The sequence below is a fragment of the Sphingopyxis selenitireducens genome (assembly GCF_051550705.1).
In the GTDB taxonomy this organism is placed as follows: domain Bacteria; phylum Pseudomonadota; class Alphaproteobacteria; order Sphingomonadales; family Sphingomonadaceae; genus Sphingopyxis.
The window spans coordinates 698695-715290 of record NZ_JBPULG010000001.1 but is presented as its reverse complement, the minus strand read 5'-3'; the positions used below and the strand labels follow the sequence as shown (position 1 = coordinate 715290).

The 16596-nt window shown below is 63.6% G+C and carries 15 protein-coding genes and 1 pseudogene; 10 read left to right on the top strand and 6 right to left on the bottom strand.

Annotated elements, in window-relative coordinates; all coding sequences use genetic code 11:
• Window positions 1-20: 20 nt before the first annotated feature.
• The 4 genes from ACSYDV_RS03335 to ACSYDV_RS03320 form a co-directional block, all read right to left on the bottom strand.
• Window positions 21-530 (bottom strand): hypothetical protein, encoded by a 510-nt coding sequence (locus ACSYDV_RS03335; protein ID WP_438322320.1) that lies wholly within the window; start codon window positions 528-530, stop codon window positions 21-23.
• On the bottom strand, window positions 527-2050 hold the full coding sequence (locus ACSYDV_RS03330; protein WP_438322319.1) for a fumarate hydratase: 1524 nt from the start codon (window positions 2048-2050) through the stop codon (window positions 527-529). Before ACSYDV_RS03330 ends, ACSYDV_RS03335 begins: the two co-directional genes overlap by 4 nt.
• A 132-nt stretch (window positions 2051-2182) precedes the next feature.
• Window positions 2183-2647: a Fur family transcriptional regulator gene (locus tag ACSYDV_RS03325; protein WP_438322318.1), complete on the bottom strand. Its 465-nt coding sequence runs from the start codon at window positions 2645-2647 to the stop codon at window positions 2183-2185.
• 101 nt (window positions 2648-2748) lie between these two features.
• Window positions 2749-3183, bottom strand: a complete 435-nt coding sequence (locus ACSYDV_RS03320; protein ID WP_438322317.1) for a MerC domain-containing protein — start codon at window positions 3181-3183, stop codon at window positions 2749-2751.
• 155 nt (window positions 3184-3338) lie between these two features.
• Here ACSYDV_RS03320 and ACSYDV_RS03315 point away from each other — a divergent pair, with 155 nt between their 5' ends.
• The 3 genes from ACSYDV_RS03315 to ACSYDV_RS03305 all read left to right on the top strand — a co-directional run bounded on the left by ACSYDV_RS03315 (window position 3339) and on the right by ACSYDV_RS03305 (window position 6401).
• Window positions 3339-4622, top strand: a complete 1284-nt coding sequence (locus tag ACSYDV_RS03315) for an NADH:flavin oxidoreductase/NADH oxidase family protein (protein WP_438322316.1) — start codon at window positions 3339-3341, stop codon at window positions 4620-4622.
• 231 nt (window positions 4623-4853) lie between these two features.
• The gene (locus ACSYDV_RS03310; RefSeq protein WP_438322315.1) at window positions 4854-5732 is read left to right on the top strand and encodes an AbiTii domain-containing protein; all 879 of its coding nucleotides are present in this window, start codon (window positions 4854-4856) and stop codon (window positions 5730-5732) included.
• Window positions 5733-5747: 15 nt separating this feature from the next.
• Window positions 5748-6401 (top strand): hypothetical protein, encoded by a 654-nt coding sequence (locus ACSYDV_RS03305; protein ID WP_438322314.1) that lies wholly within the window; start codon window positions 5748-5750, stop codon window positions 6399-6401.
• A 119-nt stretch (window positions 6402-6520) separates the two neighbouring features.
• On the opposite strand, the pseudogene ACSYDV_RS03300 reads toward ACSYDV_RS03305, so the two are convergent.
• Together ACSYDV_RS03300 and ACSYDV_RS03295 are read right to left on the bottom strand one after the other, a co-directional pair.
• Window positions 6521-6811: pseudogene (locus tag ACSYDV_RS03300) on the bottom strand (GIY-YIG nuclease family protein).
• Between the two features lie 104 nt (window positions 6812-6915).
• Window positions 6916-8583 (bottom strand): AMP-binding protein, encoded by a 1668-nt coding sequence (locus ACSYDV_RS03295; protein ID WP_438322313.1) that lies wholly within the window; start codon window positions 8581-8583, stop codon window positions 6916-6918.
• Window positions 8584-8731: 148 nt separating this feature from the next.
• On the opposite strand from ACSYDV_RS03295, the gene ACSYDV_RS03290 reads away from it, so the two are divergent.
• From ACSYDV_RS03290 to sucC, 7 genes are all read left to right on the top strand, one after another.
• Window positions 8732-9262: a hypothetical protein gene (locus tag ACSYDV_RS03290; protein ID WP_438322830.1), complete on the top strand. Its 531-nt coding sequence runs from the start codon at window positions 8732-8734 to the stop codon at window positions 9260-9262.
• Between the two features lie 53 nt (window positions 9263-9315).
• Complete coding sequence (gene pabB, locus ACSYDV_RS03285; protein ID WP_438322312.1) at window positions 9316-11136, top strand: aminodeoxychorismate synthase component I; 1821 nt, start codon at window positions 9316-9318, stop codon at window positions 11134-11136.
• 141 nt (window positions 11137-11277) lie between these two features.
• Window positions 11278-12492, top strand: a complete 1215-nt coding sequence (locus ACSYDV_RS03280; protein WP_438322311.1) for a pyridoxal phosphate-dependent aminotransferase — start codon at window positions 11278-11280, stop codon at window positions 12490-12492.
• 384 nt (window positions 12493-12876) lie between these two features.
• On the top strand, window positions 12877-13515 hold the full coding sequence (msrA, locus tag ACSYDV_RS03275; RefSeq protein WP_438322310.1) for a peptide-methionine (S)-S-oxide reductase MsrA: 639 nt from the start codon (window positions 12877-12879) through the stop codon (window positions 13513-13515).
• Window positions 13516-13687: 172 nt separating this feature from the next.
• Window positions 13688-14806: a serine hydrolase gene (locus tag ACSYDV_RS03270; protein WP_438322309.1), complete on the top strand. Its 1119-nt coding sequence runs from the start codon at window positions 13688-13690 to the stop codon at window positions 14804-14806.
• A 9-nt stretch (window positions 14807-14815) separates the two neighbouring features.
• The gene (locus ACSYDV_RS03265; protein ID WP_438322308.1) at window positions 14816-15127 is read left to right on the top strand and encodes a hypothetical protein; all 312 of its coding nucleotides are present in this window, start codon (window positions 14816-14818) and stop codon (window positions 15125-15127) included.
• 185 nt (window positions 15128-15312) lie between these two features.
• On the top strand, window positions 15313-16518 hold the full coding sequence (gene sucC / locus ACSYDV_RS03260) for an ADP-forming succinate--CoA ligase subunit beta (RefSeq protein ID WP_438322307.1): 1206 nt from the start codon (window positions 15313-15315) through the stop codon (window positions 16516-16518).
• Window positions 16519-16596 lie beyond the last annotated feature (78 nt).

Below are 16596 nucleotides of genomic sequence, written 5' to 3'. Positions count from 1 at the left end.
TCTGTCATCCGGCGGACGTGTCAGGAAACCGGATGCGCCTCGATTTCCGCGCTCAGAAAGGCGGCGATCTTTTCCCAGCTGTCATCGACCTTCCGCGCCTGCTGTTGCATCGCGCGGCGGCCGCCATAAGCCATGAGCAAAGGCACGCCTGCAAAGATCAGGCCGAACAGCCAGTCGGAAATCATGATCAGCAGCCCGATGGCGACGAAGATCGACAGAAAGGCGTAGCAGCCGCAGGCAAGGATTCGCGGCGACACCGGCGGGCCATAATCGCCGGTGATGCGCGTTCCGCCGTCATGCTCTTCCGTCCGGGCGATCAGCACCGGTTCGAGGCCGGTCTGTTTTTCCCGCAGCAGGTATCGCAGCTGCATCTCATGCTGCGACCCCTTGCCGAAGACGCGCGATGGCGCGTCGGCCATCGGGGCGTCCATCGCGACCTTCAGCCTGCGGGCAACCTCCTCCGGCGGAAGGGGCGAGAAGAGGTTGACCGGGCGCCGGGCCGGTTCGCCGGGCGCTGCTTTTGCCGTCACGCCTTTTCCAGCAGCCCTTCGTCCTTGATCCGCTTTTGCCACAGCGCGGGGGCGTTGACGTGGACATTCTGGCCTTCGCTGTCGACCGCGACGGTGACGGGGAAGTCCTGAACCTCGAACTCGTAGATCGCTTCCATGCCGAGGTCGGCGAAGCCGACGACCTTGCTTCCTTTGATGGCGCGCGCGACCAGATAGGCGGCGCCGCCGACCGCCATCATATAGGCGCTCTTGTGCTTCGCGATCGCCTGCGTTGCGGCGGGGCCGCGTTCGGCCTTGCCCACGCAGGCGAGGAGACCCTGTTCGAGCATCATGTCCATGAACTTGTCCATGCGCGTCGCGGTCGTGGGGCCAGCGGGGCCGACGATTTCTTCAGCGACCGGGTCGACCGGGCCGACATAATAGATGACGCGGCCCTTGAACTCGACGGGAAGCCGTTCGCCTTTTGCCAGCATGTCGGCGATGCGTTTGTGCGCGGCGTCGCGGCCGGTGAGCATCTTGCCGTTGAGCAGCAGGCGGTCGCCCTGTTTCCAGCTGGCGACGACTTCGGGGGTCAGGGTGTCGAGATCGACGCGGATCGCCGCCTTGTCGGGCGCCCAGTCGATTTCGGGATAGTCGGCGAGCTTCGGCGCTTCGAGGAAGGCCGGGCCGCTGCCGTCGAGCGTGACGTGCGCGTGGCGGGTCGCGGCGCAGTTCGGGATCATCGCGACGGGTTTCGACGCGGCATGGGTCGGCCAGTCGGCGATCTTGATGTCGAGCACGGTGGCGAGGCCGCCCAGCCCCTGCGCGCCGATGCCGAGGGCGTTGACCTTTTCATACAGCTCGATGCGCAGTTCCTCGGTCGGCGACGACGGGCCGCGTGCGAGCAGCTCGGTCATGTCGATCGGGTCCATCAGCGACTGTTTGGCGAGCAGCATCGCCTTTTCGGCGGTGCCGCCGATGCCGATGCCGAGCATGCCCGGCGGGCACCAGCCGGCGCCCATCTGCGGGACCATTTCGAGCACCCAGTCGACGATCGAATCCGACGGGTTCATCATCTTGAACTTCGACTTATTCTCGCTGCCACCGCCCTTTGCGGCGACGTCGATATGAACCTTTGCGCCGGGAACCATCTCGACGTTCAGGACCGACGGCGTGTTGTCCTTGGTGTTCACGCGGCTGAACGCCGGGTCGGCGAGGATCGAGGCGCGGAGTTTGTTTTCGGGGTGGAGATAGGCCTTGCGGACGCCTTCATCGACGACCTGTTGCAGGCTGCGCGGGCTGTCGAGGCGGCAGTCCATGCCCCATTTGATGAAGACGGTGACGATGCCGGTGTCCTGGCAGATCGGGCGATGCCCCTCGGCGCACATGCGGCTGTTCGAGAGGATCTGCGCCATCGCATCCTTGGCGGCGGGCGACACTTCGCGTTCATAGGCGGCACCCAGCGCGCGGATATAGTCCATCGGGTGGAAATAGCTGATGTACTGGAGCGCGTCGGCGATGGTCTCGACGAGGTCTTCTTCGCGGATGATGACGGTGTTCATGGGTGCAGCCCTTTTGTCCGTGGTTCGGATGGTCCGTATTTCGGATTCGGGGCCTCCCTAGACCCGGGGCGGGGCGATGGTCCAGAGCCTAGCGGGAAAGGCGCGCGCTGCGAGGCGCGCCGGGGCGTCAGCCTATTGGCACTCGGCGCATTTGCCGCGCACTTCGATCACCGGGCGCTCGGCGGCGAAACCCGTCGCATCGGCGGCGGCGCGAACACCGCCCGACAGCGCGTCATTGTCGATATGCACCGCGCTGCCGCAGCTGTCGCAGATCAGGAAGATGCAGTCGTGGAGGCAGCCGGGGTGGCTGTTGGCGACAAAGGCGTTCGCGCTCTCGACCCGGCGGACGAGGTTGTTCGCGACGAACAGGTCGAGGATGCGATAGACGCTGTTCGGCGCGACGCGCTTGCCGCGCTTTTGCGAGACGATGTCGGCGATTTCATAGGCGCTCGCGGGCTTGCCGATTTCGGCGACGGCGTCGAAAATCTGCGCGCGCATGTCGGTCCACGCTTCGCCCGAGTTTTCGAGCGCGGTCTGCGCGGCTTTGGCGAGCGAGGCGCCGCTGGCCTCGACGTGCGGATGATCATGCTTGCCCATTGGCGCTTCCCTTGCGCGGATAATTCCGCGCCATCTGTTCGCTCAATGTAGGCTGTTTGACGGGCGCCCGCAAGGCGCGGCCCGCCGTTTTGGCTGAATCGTCAGTGCCGCGCGCGGCGATTGAGGTCGTGGCCGAGCGCGACGACCGCGACGCCGATCATCGTCGCCAGAACTTCGCTGCCGTCGTGGGGCCGCGACAGCGCGCCCGCCATCATCCCGAGCCCGAAGCTGCCCACCGCGAAAGGCATCATATAGCCGTGGGTGAGTACGCCCGACACAAGGGTGATGAGCGCAAAGCCGATCGCGACGATCAGGCCGATTTCGTGGAACAGGTGATTTTCGAGAAAGACGCCGCCGACCGAGGCGATGGAGGCGAAAAAGATCGTCGTCGCGAGGCAGTGGACGAGGCACAGGCCCGACAGGCCCATCGCCAGCTGGTCGCCCGAAAGCGCGGTGAGCGGCCGCGAATCGCGCGCAGCCCGAACCGCCGCGCCGAAGCGCGTCAGGACAGGGGCAGGGCTGGCGACTTGGGTCACCCGATTCTCCGTTCAACGACTATGGTGTTTGATATGGCATAACATGACGAAGGTTACAACGTCTCATGGCACGAATCTTCGCCAATCTTCGCTTTCGCCGAACAAGCTGTCGGGGCAGGGTGGTTTTTCTGAAGAAATATATGGGGGAGGTGCATATGACCGATCTGGAGAAGCCGCTGACGCTGCCGTGCGGCGCGATCTTGCCGAACCGGATCGCCAAGGCGGCGATGACCGAGGGGATGGCGACCCCGGGCGGACGGCCGACCCCGGCGCTCGACCGGCTTTACTGCCTGTGGTCCGACGGCGGGGCCGGGCTGCTCATCGGCGGCAATCTGGTCATCGACCGCGATCATCTCGAGCGTCCCGGCAATGTCGTGATCGACCGCGCGCCCGATGCGGAGATGAGGGCGGCGCTGATGCGCTGGGCCGAGGCGGCGACGCGCGGTGGCAATCATTTCTGGGCGCAGATCAGCCACAGCGGACGGCAGACGCCTGCGATCGTGAACCGCCATCCCAAATCGGCGTCCGACATCAAGCTGGCGCTGCCGGGCGGCCAGTTCGGCCAGCCCGAGCCGCTGACACAGGAGGAGATCGGCGATCTGGTGCGGCGCTGGGCGGTCGCGGCCAAGGCGTGTCAGGATGCGGGCTTTACCGGGGTGCAGGTCCATGCGGCGCATGGCTATCTGATCTCGCAATTTCTGAGCCCGCTCTCCAATCGGCGGACCGACGATTATGGCGGCAGTCTGGACAATCGGGCGCGGCTGTTGCTGGAGGTGATCGCAGCGATCCGCAAGGAAGTCGGCCCCGGATTTCCGATCTCGGTCAAGCTCAACAGCGCCGATTTTCAGAAGGGCGGTTTCGCCTTTGAGGATAGTTTGACGGTCGCCGGCTGGCTGGAGGCCGCCAGCGTCGACCTGATCGAGATTTCGGGCGGCAGTTATGAGCAGCCCAAATTGCTCGGCATCGAGGGGATGGAGGAAAGCGCCGCGCAAAATGTCGCGCCCTCGACGCTGGCGCGCGAAGCCTATTTCGTCGATTTCGCACTGGCGATGCAGGCGCGCGTCGCGGTGCCGTTGATGGTCACCGGCGGTTTCCGCTCACGCGCCGCGATGGAGCAGGCGCTCGCGCGCGGCGCGGCCGACGTGATCGGGCTGGGGCGGCCGATGTGCCTGATGACCGACGCGCCGAAGCAATTGCTTGCGGGCGTGGAACAATTGCCACGATATGAGGATGATCGCGGTTTGCTTCCCGGCTGGCTGGGTTTCCTGAAGCGGTTTCAGCTGGTCAAGGCGGTCGACGGTTTTGCCGGTATCTACTGGTTTTATCAGCAGCTCTGGCTGCTGGGGCAGGAAGGGCGCGCCGATGAAGGGCTGAGCGTCTTTTCGGCCTTTCGCACGCTGGAGGCGCGCAACAAGGCAATCATGAAGGCACGGGGGTAGGGGTAGGGTCAGCACTCAACCTCGTCGCCCCCGCGAACCGGCGGCGGACATTCAAATCCTGCGAGTAGTTTCCGGTTACACGAGGGGGCCGCCGCCACAGGCGGTGAACCGGCCGCGAGTTAGCGCGCTGCCTACTACCCCAGCCCTCCGTCAACGATTTTCTAGCTGTCACGCGACTTGATTGTTGCGGCTTTGTTCTTACCTTCTTCGCCAAATTGAGGAGGGGTGATCATGGCGGGCTTAGTCGAAGAGATTCAGGCGTTGGCGTTGGACCCGACTGTCAGGGTCGCTGATTTACTTCGTCGCGTGAAGTTGACAGCGGTTAAGCTCAAATTGCAAGACGCTGTCGAATGGGTCGATCTGGAACTTCAAGGATATGCTGGGATCGAGGACAAAGATGTCCCTCTCTACAGGCACTTCACCGGGCGGCTTATGGAGCAAAGCCCACATTTTGGAATTAAGCCCGCGTATGGTGATCCTGAAACGCTGAGGGTGTTTTCATATGTCGTTCTGAAAGAAGCCGTCAGCAGTTTGGAAGAGCTTGCAAAGGCGAAGGGCACGCTCGGCTCTCCTCTCGACGCAGACCTTGAGAAAATGCTTCACAAAAATAGCGAGGGTTATCTGCGCTCGTACCACATAAGTTTTGGCCATAACGTACCCGTCAGCATCCTATCTCACGTCAAAGACATGGTGATGGATTGGGCCTGTGCGTTGGAGAGCCAAGGGATATTGGGCGAAGGGATCAGCTTCACCGTGGAAGAGAAGAAAAAGGCGGCGGAAGTCGCTCAGAGCGTCACCATTCACAATTACGGTCATCTCCATCAAGGCGATGTGACCGGCCACCAGAATCGCACTGTCGTTGGAAGCTCAGATCAATCGATCAATTCGCTCGAAATAAATGACACATTCGATCAGTTGATACAGGTGGTCGATAGCAGCATCGGCAACGAGAATGATCGAGAGTCTATCCTTGAGATAGTTCGAGCAATGCAAGCGGCCCAAGGGACGCCTGAGTACAAACCGCTGTTTCAAAGGTGGGTCGGCTATGTAGCTGAGTATGCGGCAATCTTAGGGCCGTTTGTGCCAGCGCTAAGTGGTTTGATTGGTTAGGGGGCAGTCAGTCGCATGAGTTGCTGGGGTATCTTTGAAGATTTTCTGTTCAGGTGGCAAACGCTGATAACCGGCGTTCTCGCCCTCGTCGCGGCTGTCGTAGCGCTACGTCCGGTCTACGGTCAGTTGAAGCTTATGCGCGAACAGAACAAGGTCATGCTGCGATCCACGATCAACGAAATGATGATCAGTCTGGATCGCGATTTGGCGTCCACCCATGAAATTATTGATAAGCGGTTTGGCCAAGTCGCTCAGGATTTAGGCTATTTCGAAGATCAGGGAGACCCGCCTTCAATCGCAGAATGGGCGAGCGAACGAGACGAAAGTATTCGCGCAGTCATCAGAGAACTCAAGGAGATTTTCTTCCGCAATCACGATGCGGAACCAGTTGAGGAATACAAAGGCGATTTGATTCTCGCTCTTGATGATTTGTCGGAATGTCTCGATGCCATTTACACCCCTCAATGGCATTGGACCCATCCGGACCACGATTGGTCAGAGGACGAGGAGAAGAAGGCTGTCGAGAAGGCGAAGAAGGCGGAGAAAGAGGTGAGAGATAAGGTTCGCCGCGTCGCCGTGGCGGCAGCGCGCCTTTCTGCTGCGAGGGAAGGCCAGCGGGCGGTATATTCCCATCGATTGCGGGCTATCGATGACGCGTTGTTGGTTTAGAAACATTCAAACGGCGGTTTCCAAGCAAAGCCGCCGGTTCTCAGATGCGCATCTGAACTTAAATAGTCACTTCTAGCGAGTTATAACATCGGTGCCCCGCGAAGGCGGGGGTCCAGCTTTCAGTGGTTGAGAGTGTCGAACAGGTCGAGCCAATCGGGGTTTGTTCTTCGATCTGGCGGAATTTCCAGTCCCGGTTCCATTTCTTCACCGCCTTTTCGCGCGATGGCGCCGCCGATATCGGCGTGCGGTTCGGCGTAGACCAGGCGATCCAGCTGATAGCGTTTACAGAAATCGGACCCGTCGCTGGTGCGATGCTGAAAAATGCGGGCGGCGAGATGGGATGTTACGCCGATGTAGATGGTACCGCGATAGCGGTTGGCCATGATGTAAACGTGACCGCCTTTTTGCAAATCTGCGGTCCGTCATTAGCTGGACCCCCGCCTTCGCGGGGGTGACGAAGTGGGGCGGGGTGACGAAGTAGGGCAGGGTTACGAGGAGGAGCGGGGGGCTGCGGTTACGCCCCCTCCTCCGCCCGCAAGGCCTTGCGGTCGAGTTTGCCGATCATCGTCTTGGGCAGGTTCAGGCGCACGTCGACCGCGCTCACCCGTTCATGCTTGCCGAGTTGGGGGTTGAGCCAAGCGGTGAGCGCTTCGCCCGAGATGTTGAAGCCATCCTCCAGCGTCACGAACGCCTTGGGCGCTTCGCCGCGATAGGCGTCGGGGACGCCGAGGACGATCGCTTCCTTGACCGCGGGATGTTCGTAGAGATGCGCCTCGATCACGCTGGGGTAGACCTTGAAACCGCCGACCGCGATCATGTCCTTCAGCCGGTCGACGATGCGGACATATTTGTCGTCGTCGATCACCGCGACGTCGCCGGTGCGCAGCCAGCCGTCGGCGGTGAAGCTGTCGGCATCGGCGCCGGGCTGGTTCCAATAGCCCTGCATGATCTGCGGCCCCTTGACCACCAGCTCGCCGGGCTCGCCTGCGGGGGCGTCGCGTGACGGATCTTCCTTGTCGACGAGGCGCAGATGCGTCGCGGGGAGCGGCTGGCCGATCGTGCCGGGCTTGACCGGACCCTCATAGGGGTTGGTCGACACGACGCCCGAACTTTCGGTGAGGCCATAGCCCTCGACGAGCGCTGCGCCCGTTGTGGCGACGAATTTTTCGCGCAGCTCGGCGGGCATCGGGGCGCCGCCCGAGATGCAGATGCGCAGGCTGGAGAAATCGGTCTTGACGAGGTCGGGATGGTCGAGCAGCGCCTGATACATGGTCGGGACGCCCGGCAATGCCGTCGTCCTGGTGCGGGTGATCGCCTGCAGCGCCTGCCCGGCGTCGAAACGGGGCAGCATCGCGATCATGCCGCCGTTCAGGACGGTGCGGTTGAGGACGCAGGTGTTTGCGAAGACGTGGAAGAAGGGCAGTGCCCCCAAAATGCGGTCGTCGGCGTCATGGTCGGGGTCGATCGCATTCACCTGCCGTGCATTGGCGGTCAGATTCTGGTGGGTCAGCATCGCGCCCTTGGGCGTGCCGGTGGTGCCCCCGGTATACTGGATCAGCGCGACGTCCTTTTCGGCATCGATCGCGACCGGCGCGGGCTGGCCGTCATTGTCGATCAGGGTCGAGAAGCGGATCACACGCGAATCGTCTGGAATCGCCGCGACTTCGGCGCGCTTGAACAGCCGGTAGAGGACCGATTTGGCGGCGGGCAGGCCGCCGGCGACCGATCCGACGATCAGCTGGCGCAGGCTCGATCCGTCGAGCACCTTGAGCGCGGTCGGAAGCAGCGCGGTCGCGCTGACCGTGAAGAGCGTGTCGGTGCCCGAATCCTCGACCTGCGCCTCAAGCTCGGCGACGGTGTAGAGCGGCGAGAAATTGACGACCGTCGCCCCGGCGGCGAGGGCGCCATAATAAGCCGCGACATAATGGGGGACGTTGGGCAGGAACAGGCCGACGCGGCTGCCCTTGCCGATGCCGCGTTGCTGCAGCCCGCGGGCGACGTGCGCGACGCCGCGCGCGACCTCGGTATAGCCATATTGCCGCCCCAGGAAGTCGAGCATCGGCGCATCGCCCCGGCGCGCGACGCTGGCCGCGAGCATGTCGGGCAGCGAAAGCGGCGCGAACAACTGGTTCCAGTCCGTCGGGTGGTGATAATCGGTCGACCAGTCGTAAGGCGTGTTCATCGGCGCAAATTGTCCTTCTGAAACGAGGGGCAGGTTCCTGACACTAAGGTAAGTAAGCGGTCAGTGCAATTGGGGGTGCTTGCGGCGTATCGCTGTGACGTCTAGGCAATGGTCGGAGCCATTTTCAGGGGGGATTGCCGTGCTGCACATGTCACTGCGGATCTTCGCACCATTTGTCATGATTGTCTGTGCCGCCGCCATGCCGGCGTCCGCGGAGGATAAGGCGCCTCCGCCGCGCCCGGCGCAGATCCAGCAGCTTTACGATTGCCGCGACATTGCCGATGCCGCCGCGCGCCTCGCCTGTTTCGACCGCGAGGTCGGCGAATTGCAGACGGCCGATACGCAGCGTGAGATTTCCTTTGCCGACAAGGAAACGATCAAGAAAACGCGCCGCGGCCTGTTCGGATTCGACCTGCCCGATTTGGGTCTGTTTGGAGGCGGGGACGAGGAGGAAGCGGTCAAGAGCGTCGAAACCAGCGTGGCGTCGGCTTCGGGTACCAGCGACGGCGGCTATCGCATCGCGATGGCCGATGGTTCGGTGTGGGTGCAGATCGACAACAAGCGCATGCCGCTGGCGCCGCGCCCGGGGCAGAAGATCGAGATCAAGTCGGCGTCGTTCGGAACCTATTTCCTCAGCCTGGAGGGACGTCCCTCGATTCGCGTTCGCCGCGAGCGCTGATCCGCGTTCTGGCGAGCGATCATTGTGACAAAGTGGTGATCGGCGCGCCTGCGATGCCCGTTCTGGAAACGGGTTGCCCTCCCTTCGTCTTGCTGGACGATGCACGGTCGGATGGCGCCGTACCCGCGCGCCTGTTTCGCGATCCGGTCGAGCTACTGGTCGCGCCGACCGTCGCCGACGTTCCTGCGCTGCTGGACGCGCTGGAGGCGGCGCGTGCGCGCGGTCTCTATGCCGCCGGTTATCTGGCCTATGAGGCGGGGAAGGCGCTGGCGCCCGCATGGCGCGGGGCGGGCGGTGACGATTCTGGGGAAGATGCTGGTGCCGGTGCCGCGCCGCCAGGCTGGTTCGGGCTGTTCGAGCGGGTCGAGCGGATCGATGCCGATGCGGTGGCGGATCTGCTCCCCGATCCGGCGTCGGCATGGATCGGCGGCGTGAAGCCCCGGATCGACCGCGCTGATTATGAAGCGGCGGTCGAACGCGTGCTGGGGCTGATCCGCGCCGGCGATATTTATCAGGCCAATCTGACCTTTCGCGCCGATGTGGCGGTGCTGGGCAATCCGCTGGCCGCTTATGCACGGCTGCGGCGGACGGCGCGGGCGGGCTATGGCGGCTTTATCTGGACAGGCGCGCAGGCGATTGCGTCGCTCTCACCCGAGCTGTTCTTTGCCTTGAAGGACGGCCAGGCGATGGCGCGGCCGATGAAGGGGACGGCGGCGCGGCAGCAGGGTCCCGATGCCGATGCCCGCGCGGCGCGCGAACTGGCCGAAGACCCCAAGCAGCGCGCCGAAAATCTGATGATCGTCGACCTGATCCGCAACGATCTGTCGCGCGTCGCGGTGCCGGGATCGGTCGCGGTGCCCGACCTGTTTCGCGTCGAGAGCTTTCCGACGATCCACCAGCTGGTGTCCGACGTCAGCGCGCGCCTGCCCGATGGCGTGGGCGCGGTCGACGTGCTGCGCGCGGCCTTTCCCTGCGGGTCGATCACCGGCGCGCCCAAGGTGCGCGCGATGGAGATTATCGACGCGCTGGAAGAAGGGCCGCGCGGCCTGTATACGGGATCTATCGGCTTCATCGAGCCGGGGGGTGATGCGGCGTTCAACGTCGCGATTCGGACGTTGGTATTTCCCTATTCCAATGACTTGCAGGATGGGCCGTTGTCCGCCACGCTGGGTCTGGGATCTGGAATCATTGCCGACAGCGCGCCGTCCGAGGAGTGGCGCGAATGTCTGGCCAAAGGGGAATTTGTGAGCGCAGCGGGCGAAAATTTCGACCTGATCGAAACGATGCATTTCGACCCTGTCGATGGCGTCCTGCGCCTGGAGGCGCATCTGGCGCGGCTGACCGCGAGCGCGGCGGCGCTGGGCTTCCGTTTCGACCGCCATGGCGCGCGCAACAGCCTGCAATCGGCGACCTTCCGCCTGCGCGCCGCGGCGCGGGTGCGGATGCGGCTGGCGCCGTCGGGCGCGCTGGCGATCGAGGTGTCGCCGCTGCCGCGGCTCGCCGAACTGCCGGTGCCGGTTGCCGTCAGCCCTGCGCCGATGGCGGCGGACGATTATCGCCTTGCGCACAAGACCAGCCAGCGCGCCGCCTATGACGGCGCGCGGCGCGAAAGCGGCGCGGCCGAGATCGTCTTCGTCGACGAGCCGGGCTTTGTGACCGAGGGAAGCTGGAGCAATATTTTCGTCGAGCGCGACGGTTTGCTGCTCACGCCGCCGCTGTCGCTCGGGCTGCTTCCCGGCGTGCTGCGCGCCGAGCTGATCGACAAGGGGCGTGCGGTCGAATCGCACCTGCGTCTCGCCGATCTGGGTGAGGGGTTTTTCATCGGAAATTCGTTGCGCGGCCTCATCCCGGCGCGGTTGATCGAGGACATCTAGTCCGCATCGCGCGAAAATCGCTTCGCATTCGTAAATTGTCTACCGCGTCCCTTGCCTAATCAGGTGGGACGCGATAGGCGCGGCCGCGCGCAATTTTCTGCCAATTTCCTGTTACCCGCCCTCTCGCAAGGACGCTTCACCATGTCGACTTTCAAGCCCCATGTCTCGGCCGCACTCGGCCGCATCCAGCCTTCGGCGACGCTCGCAATGACCGCGCGCGTGACCAAGCTGAAAGCGGACGGCGTCGATGTCATTGGGCTGAGCGCAGGCGAGCCCGACTTCGATACGCCCGACTTCGTCAAGGAAGCCGCGATCGAAGCGATCCGTAACGGCCAGACCAAATATACGCTGGTCGACGGCACCGTCGCGCTGAAGGATGCGATCCGCGGCAAGTTCCGCCGCGACAACGGCCTCGATTTCGAGCGCGACCAGATCAGCGTCAACGTCGGCGGCAAGCACACGCTGTTCAACGCGCTGGTCGCGACGGTCGATGCGGGCGACGAGGTCATCATCCCGGCGCCCTATTGGGTCAGCTATCCCGACATCGTCGCTTTCTGTGGCGGCAAGCCGGTGATCATCGAGGGCACCGCGGCGCAGAATTACAAGATCACCCCGGCGCAGCTCGATGCCGCGATCACGCCGAAGACGCGCTGGATCATGTTCAACTCGCCGTCGAACCCGTCGGGCGCCGCCTATTCGCCGCAGGAACTCGACGCGATCGGCGAAGTCGTTCGCCGCCACCCGCATGTAATGGTGATGGTCGACGATATGTACGAGCATGTCTGGTACGCCGATTTCGCCTTCTCGACGCTGGCGCAGCGCTGCCCCGACCTGATCGACCGCATCCTGACCGTGAACGGCTGCTCGAAAGCCTATGCGATGACCGGCTGGCGCATCGGTTATGCAGGCGGCCCCGCATGGATCATCAAGGCGATGGGCAAGCTGCAGTCGCAGTCGACGTCGAACCCCTGTTCGATCGCACAGGCCGCCGCTGCTGCCGCGCTGGGCGGGCCGCAGCAGTTCCTCGACGACCGCAACGCCGCATTCAAGAAGCGCCGCGACATGGTCGTCGCGATGCTCAACGACGCACCGGGACTCAATTGCCCGACCCCCGATGGCGCCTTCTATGTCTATCCCGACGCGTCGGGCTGCATGGGCAAGAAGACCCCCGACGGAAAGCTGATCGACAGCGACGAAGCGCTGATCGACTATTTCCTCGATTCGGCGCGCGTTGCGGCCGTCCACGGCGGCGCCTTTGGCCTGTCGCCGGCATTCCGTGTGTCCTATGCGACGTCGGAAGCGGTGCTGAAGGAAGCCTGCGTGCGCATCCAGCAGGCGTGCGCCGCGCTGACATAAGGCAAGTTTCGGTCGGTGTAGACATTCTATACCGACCGGTCTTGTAATCCCGGCGTTCCTCCCCATCTGGGACATGAACGACGGTTAAGCGCCCGGTTCACTGTATAGTAAGCCTCGATGCCTAGGGTGATTGCCATCACTGCGCGGCTGGTTGGGGCGTGCCATATCGTCGGTGTGAACAGGGCGGCCTTGGCCGCGAAACCGGAAGACAGAAAAAAGGGCTCTCCCCATGCTTGCCATGCTCCGCTCCGACTGGTTCCTGACGATGCTCGCCGGCTTTGCCATTGGCGGCCTGATCGTCGCATTCCAGCACCCGGCGATTCCGCTGCCGCTGTGACGGCGCGGCGTCGCCATTTCCCCTCTCGCGCCCTTGCGGCGCTGCTTTTGGGCGTGATCGTCGCCCAATGTGCCCCGGCGCAGGCCGAGGGTGCCGTCCAGCTTCCAGCCGCAGCGGTCGATCCCGCCGTCAAGGCGAAGCGCGCGACCGCCATTCTGGCCGGCGGCTGTTTCTGGGGCGTCGAGGGCGTCTTTTCGCATGTGAAAGGCGTGATCTCGGTCGAATCGGGCTATCATGGCGGAAGCGCCGCGACCGCGCGCTATGAACTGACGCACGACGGAAAGTCGGGCCATGCCGAGGCGGTGCGGATCGTCTATGATCCGACCCAGGTCAGTTATGGCACCTTGCTGCGCATATTATTTTCGGTCGTCGCCGACCCCACGCTCAAAAATCGTCAGGGCCCCGATGTCGGCAGCCAGTATCGCGCCGCGATCGTTCCGGTGGATGCGGTTCAGCGTCAGGTCGCGGGCGCCTATCTGGCGCAGATCGGCAAGGGCAGATATTTCGCAAAGCCCGTCGTGGTGCCGGTCGAAAGCTATAAGCGTTTCTATCCGGCCGAGGCCAATCATCAGGATTTCATGCGCCGCAATCCGTCGAACGGATATATTGTGCGCTGGGACGCGCCCAAGCTCGCGGCGCTGAAACGGCTTTATCCGACGCTGGTGCGCGCCCGTCCGGCGCCCTGATCGCGGCGGGTTCCGCGACTGGTCGTGCAAGAGGAATCATTCACCGCAAATCGCTGGTTCGGCCGGGCTTCGTGCGGGACGCATGTTGCCGACAGGGTCGGGGGTAAGAGATGACGGTCGCAGCCGCGGGGTTTGAATGAGAATAAGGGTTTCCGGCAAGCCGCTGCTTGCCATGACGATGGGCGCCGTGGTGCTGGCGGGCTGCGTGAGCAGCGCCGCGATCGTACCGCAGCCGCGCGCCGTGCCGCGCGAGGCGCCGCCGGTGACACGCGGGCCCGGCGGATCGGTTTCGGTGCCGATCGGGCAGCCGGTGCGCTCGGCCGCTCCCGCGCCGCGCGGAACGATGGATCCCGGTTTCCGCCGGCCGCCGGCTGGACTTAACGACCGCATCGCCCAGCTTTGGAAGGGTTTCCCCGGCATGACCGGGATCGCCGTTCAGCGCATCGATGGCGAATGGGCGCTTTCGCAGCGCGGCAATGATTTGTTCCCGCAGCAGAGCGTGTCGAAGCTGTGGGTGGTCTTGTCCATCCTCGATGCCGTCGATCAGGGGCGGGTCCGCCTCGATCAGCCGGTCCGCATCGGCCGCGAAGACCTGACTCTGTTCCATCAACCGCTTGCCGCGCGTGTTCAGGCCGAGGGATCGGTGACGATGAGCGTCCGCGACCTCATCGAAACCGCGATCACCCATAGCGACAACACCGCGAACGACAGCCTGTTGCGCACCGTCGGCGGGCCCGAAGCCGTGCGCCGCTTCATCTCGAAAAAGGATCTGGGGTCGATTCGCTTCGGCCCCGGCGAACGCTTGCTGCAAAGCGGCACCGCCGGACTGACCTGGCAGCAAAGCTATTCGGTTGGCCGCGCGTTCCAGGCCGCGCGCGCCGCGCTTCCCGAAGCGAAGCGCAAGGCGGCGATGGATAATTATCTCGCCAATCCGGTCGACGGCGCAAGCCCTGCGGCGATCGCCAGCGCATTGACCCGGCTGGCGCGTGGCACCTTGTTGTCGCCCGAATCGACCGAATATCTGCTCGATGTGATGAGCCGCACCCGGAGCGGCCCGCGGCGGTTGAAGGCGGGCCTTCCCCCCGGTTGGCAATTCCTCCACAAGACCGGAACAGGTCAGGATTTCAAAGGGATGACCGCCGGTTACAATGATATTGGCATCGCGACCGCGCCCGATGGCACGCGCTATGCCATCGTGGTAATGCTCGGCACCACGACCTCGCCCATTCCCGCCCGCATGGCATTGATGCAGGCGGTTTCGGGTGCGGTTGCCGAGTTCCACGGAAGGTAGAATGACAATATGAAATGGGCCGCTCTTCCCTTGCTGACCCTGCCGCTTGCACTGTCCGCCTGCGCGACCCCCGAAACGCGGCTGCGCACCGGGCTGGTCGACGCGGGCCTGCCGCAACCGATCGCCGCCTGCATGGCCGATCGCATGGTCGACCGGCTGTCGCTGACCCAGCTGCGCCGTATCGGCTCGCTCGCCAGCCTGAAGGACAAGCGCGTCGACAATCTGACGCTGACCCAGTTCACGCACAAGGTCCGGGCGCTGCGGGATCCCGAGATATTGACGGTGACGATCAGTTCGGCCGCGCTCTGCGCGTTCAACTAGGCTGCGTTTCCGTGCGGCCGGGTGCCGCGCCCTTTTCATCATCGTGAAAGAAAGGCCGGGCTGATCGCTCCGGCTTGTCGGAGCACAAGATAATCTGGGCGCCGTAGGGGTAGCGTTGCCGCGAAACTTGTGCTTAGGCGGCGCCAATTCTCCCCGCCCCAGACTCGAAAGGCCCGGCAGACCTCATGAACATTCACGAATATCAGGCGAAAGAACTGCTCGCAAAATTTGGCGTCGCTGTCCCCAAGGGCATTGCCGCAATGACCGTCGAAGAAGCCGTTGCGGCGGCGAAGCAGCTCCCCGGGCCGCTTTATGTCGTCAAATCGCAGATTCACGCCGGTGGCCGCGGCAAGGGCAAGTTCAAGGAACTGCCCGCCGATGCGAAGGGCGGCGTTCGCCTGGCCAAGACGATCGAAGAGGTCGAAGCGCATGCCAAGGATATGCTCGGCAATACGCTGGTGACGATCCAGACCGGCGAAGCGGGCAAGCAGGTCAACCGTCTGTACATCACCGACGGCGCCGACATTAAGCAGGAATTCTACCTCGCGCTGCTCGTCGACCGCGCCACCAGCCGCATTGCGGTGGTTGCCTCGACCGAAGGCGGGATGGACATCGAAACCGTCGCGCACGACACGCCGGAGAAGATCCACACGATCACGATCGATCCCGCGACCGGCATTCAGCCGCACCATGGTCGCAGCGTTGCCGCGGCCCTTGGGCTGTCGGGCGATCTGGCGAAGCAGGCTGCCAAGGTGCTTGGCGGGCTTTATGCTGCGTTCCTCGGTACCGACGCCGAGCAGATCGAAATCAATCCGCTTGCCGTTTGCGAAGGCAAGGATGGCGACGAACTGCTCGTGCTCGACGCCAAGGTGGCGTTCGACGGCAATGCGATGTTCCGCCACAAGGACCTCGCCGAGCTGCGCGACCTGACCGAAGAAGATCCGGCCGAAGTCGAAGCGTCGGAATATGACCTCGCTTACATCAAGCTCGACGGCAACATCGGCTGCATGGTCAATGGCGCGGGTCTGGCGATGTCGACGATGGACATCATCAAGCTCAACGGCGAATTCCCGGCCAACTTCCTCGACGTCGGCGGCGGCGCTTCGAAGGAAAAGGTCACCGCGGCGTTCAAGATCATCCTCAAGGACCCCGCCGTGAAGGGCATCCTCGTCAACATCTTTGGCGGCATCATGAAATGCGACATCATCGCCGACGGCATCGTTGCCGCGGCGAAGGAAGTGAATCTGTCGGTTCCGCTGGTCGTTCGCCTCGAAGGCACGAACGTCCAGGAAGGCAAGGATATCCTTGCCAATTCGGGCCTGCCGATCGTTGCAGCCAACGACTTGGGCGATGCGGCGCAGAAGATCGTCGCGGAAGTCCGCGCAGCCTGAGCTTCGGCCCCTCTTCCCGCGAGGGGGGAGGGGTCATGCGACGTTCCATGGGGTCGAGGTGCAATAGCGTCAGGCCCC

What these genes read in the sequence shown, in the direction of transcription:
- ACSYDV_RS03325 (WP_438322318.1), bottom strand. Translation starts at nt 2,647, where the DNA reads ATGGGCAAGCATGATCATCCGCACGTCGAGGCCAGCGGCGCCTCGCTC.
- ACSYDV_RS03295 (WP_438322313.1), bottom strand. Translation starts at nt 8,583, where the DNA reads ATGAACACGCCTTACGACTGGTCGACCGATTATCACCACCCGACGGAC.
- pabB (WP_438322312.1), top strand. Translation starts at nt 9,316, where the DNA reads ATGCCCGTTCTGGAAACGGGTTGCCCTCCCTTCGTCTTGCTGGACGAT.
- ACSYDV_RS03315 (WP_438322316.1), top strand. Translation starts at nt 3,339, where the DNA reads ATGACCGATCTGGAGAAGCCGCTGACGCTGCCGTGCGGCGCGATCTTG.
- ACSYDV_RS03310 (WP_438322315.1), top strand. Translation starts at nt 4,854, where the DNA reads ATGGCGGGCTTAGTCGAAGAGATTCAGGCGTTGGCGTTGGACCCGACT.
- sucC (WP_438322307.1), top strand. Translation starts at nt 15,313, where the DNA reads ATGAACATTCACGAATATCAGGCGAAAGAACTGCTCGCAAAATTTGGC.
- ACSYDV_RS03270 (WP_438322309.1), top strand. Translation starts at nt 13,688, where the DNA reads ATGACGATGGGCGCCGTGGTGCTGGCGGGCTGCGTGAGCAGCGCCGCG.
- ACSYDV_RS03265 (WP_438322308.1), top strand. Translation starts at nt 14,816, where the DNA reads ATGAAATGGGCCGCTCTTCCCTTGCTGACCCTGCCGCTTGCACTGTCC.
- ACSYDV_RS03330 (WP_438322319.1), bottom strand. Translation starts at nt 2,050, where the DNA reads ATGAACACCGTCATCATCCGCGAAGAAGACCTCGTCGAGACCATCGCC.
- ACSYDV_RS03305 (WP_438322314.1), top strand. Translation starts at nt 5,748, where the DNA reads ATGAGTTGCTGGGGTATCTTTGAAGATTTTCTGTTCAGGTGGCAAACG.
- ACSYDV_RS03290 (WP_438322830.1), top strand. Translation starts at nt 8,732, where the DNA reads ATGTCACTGCGGATCTTCGCACCATTTGTCATGATTGTCTGTGCCGCC.
- ACSYDV_RS03280 (WP_438322311.1), top strand. Translation starts at nt 11,278, where the DNA reads ATGTCGACTTTCAAGCCCCATGTCTCGGCCGCACTCGGCCGCATCCAG.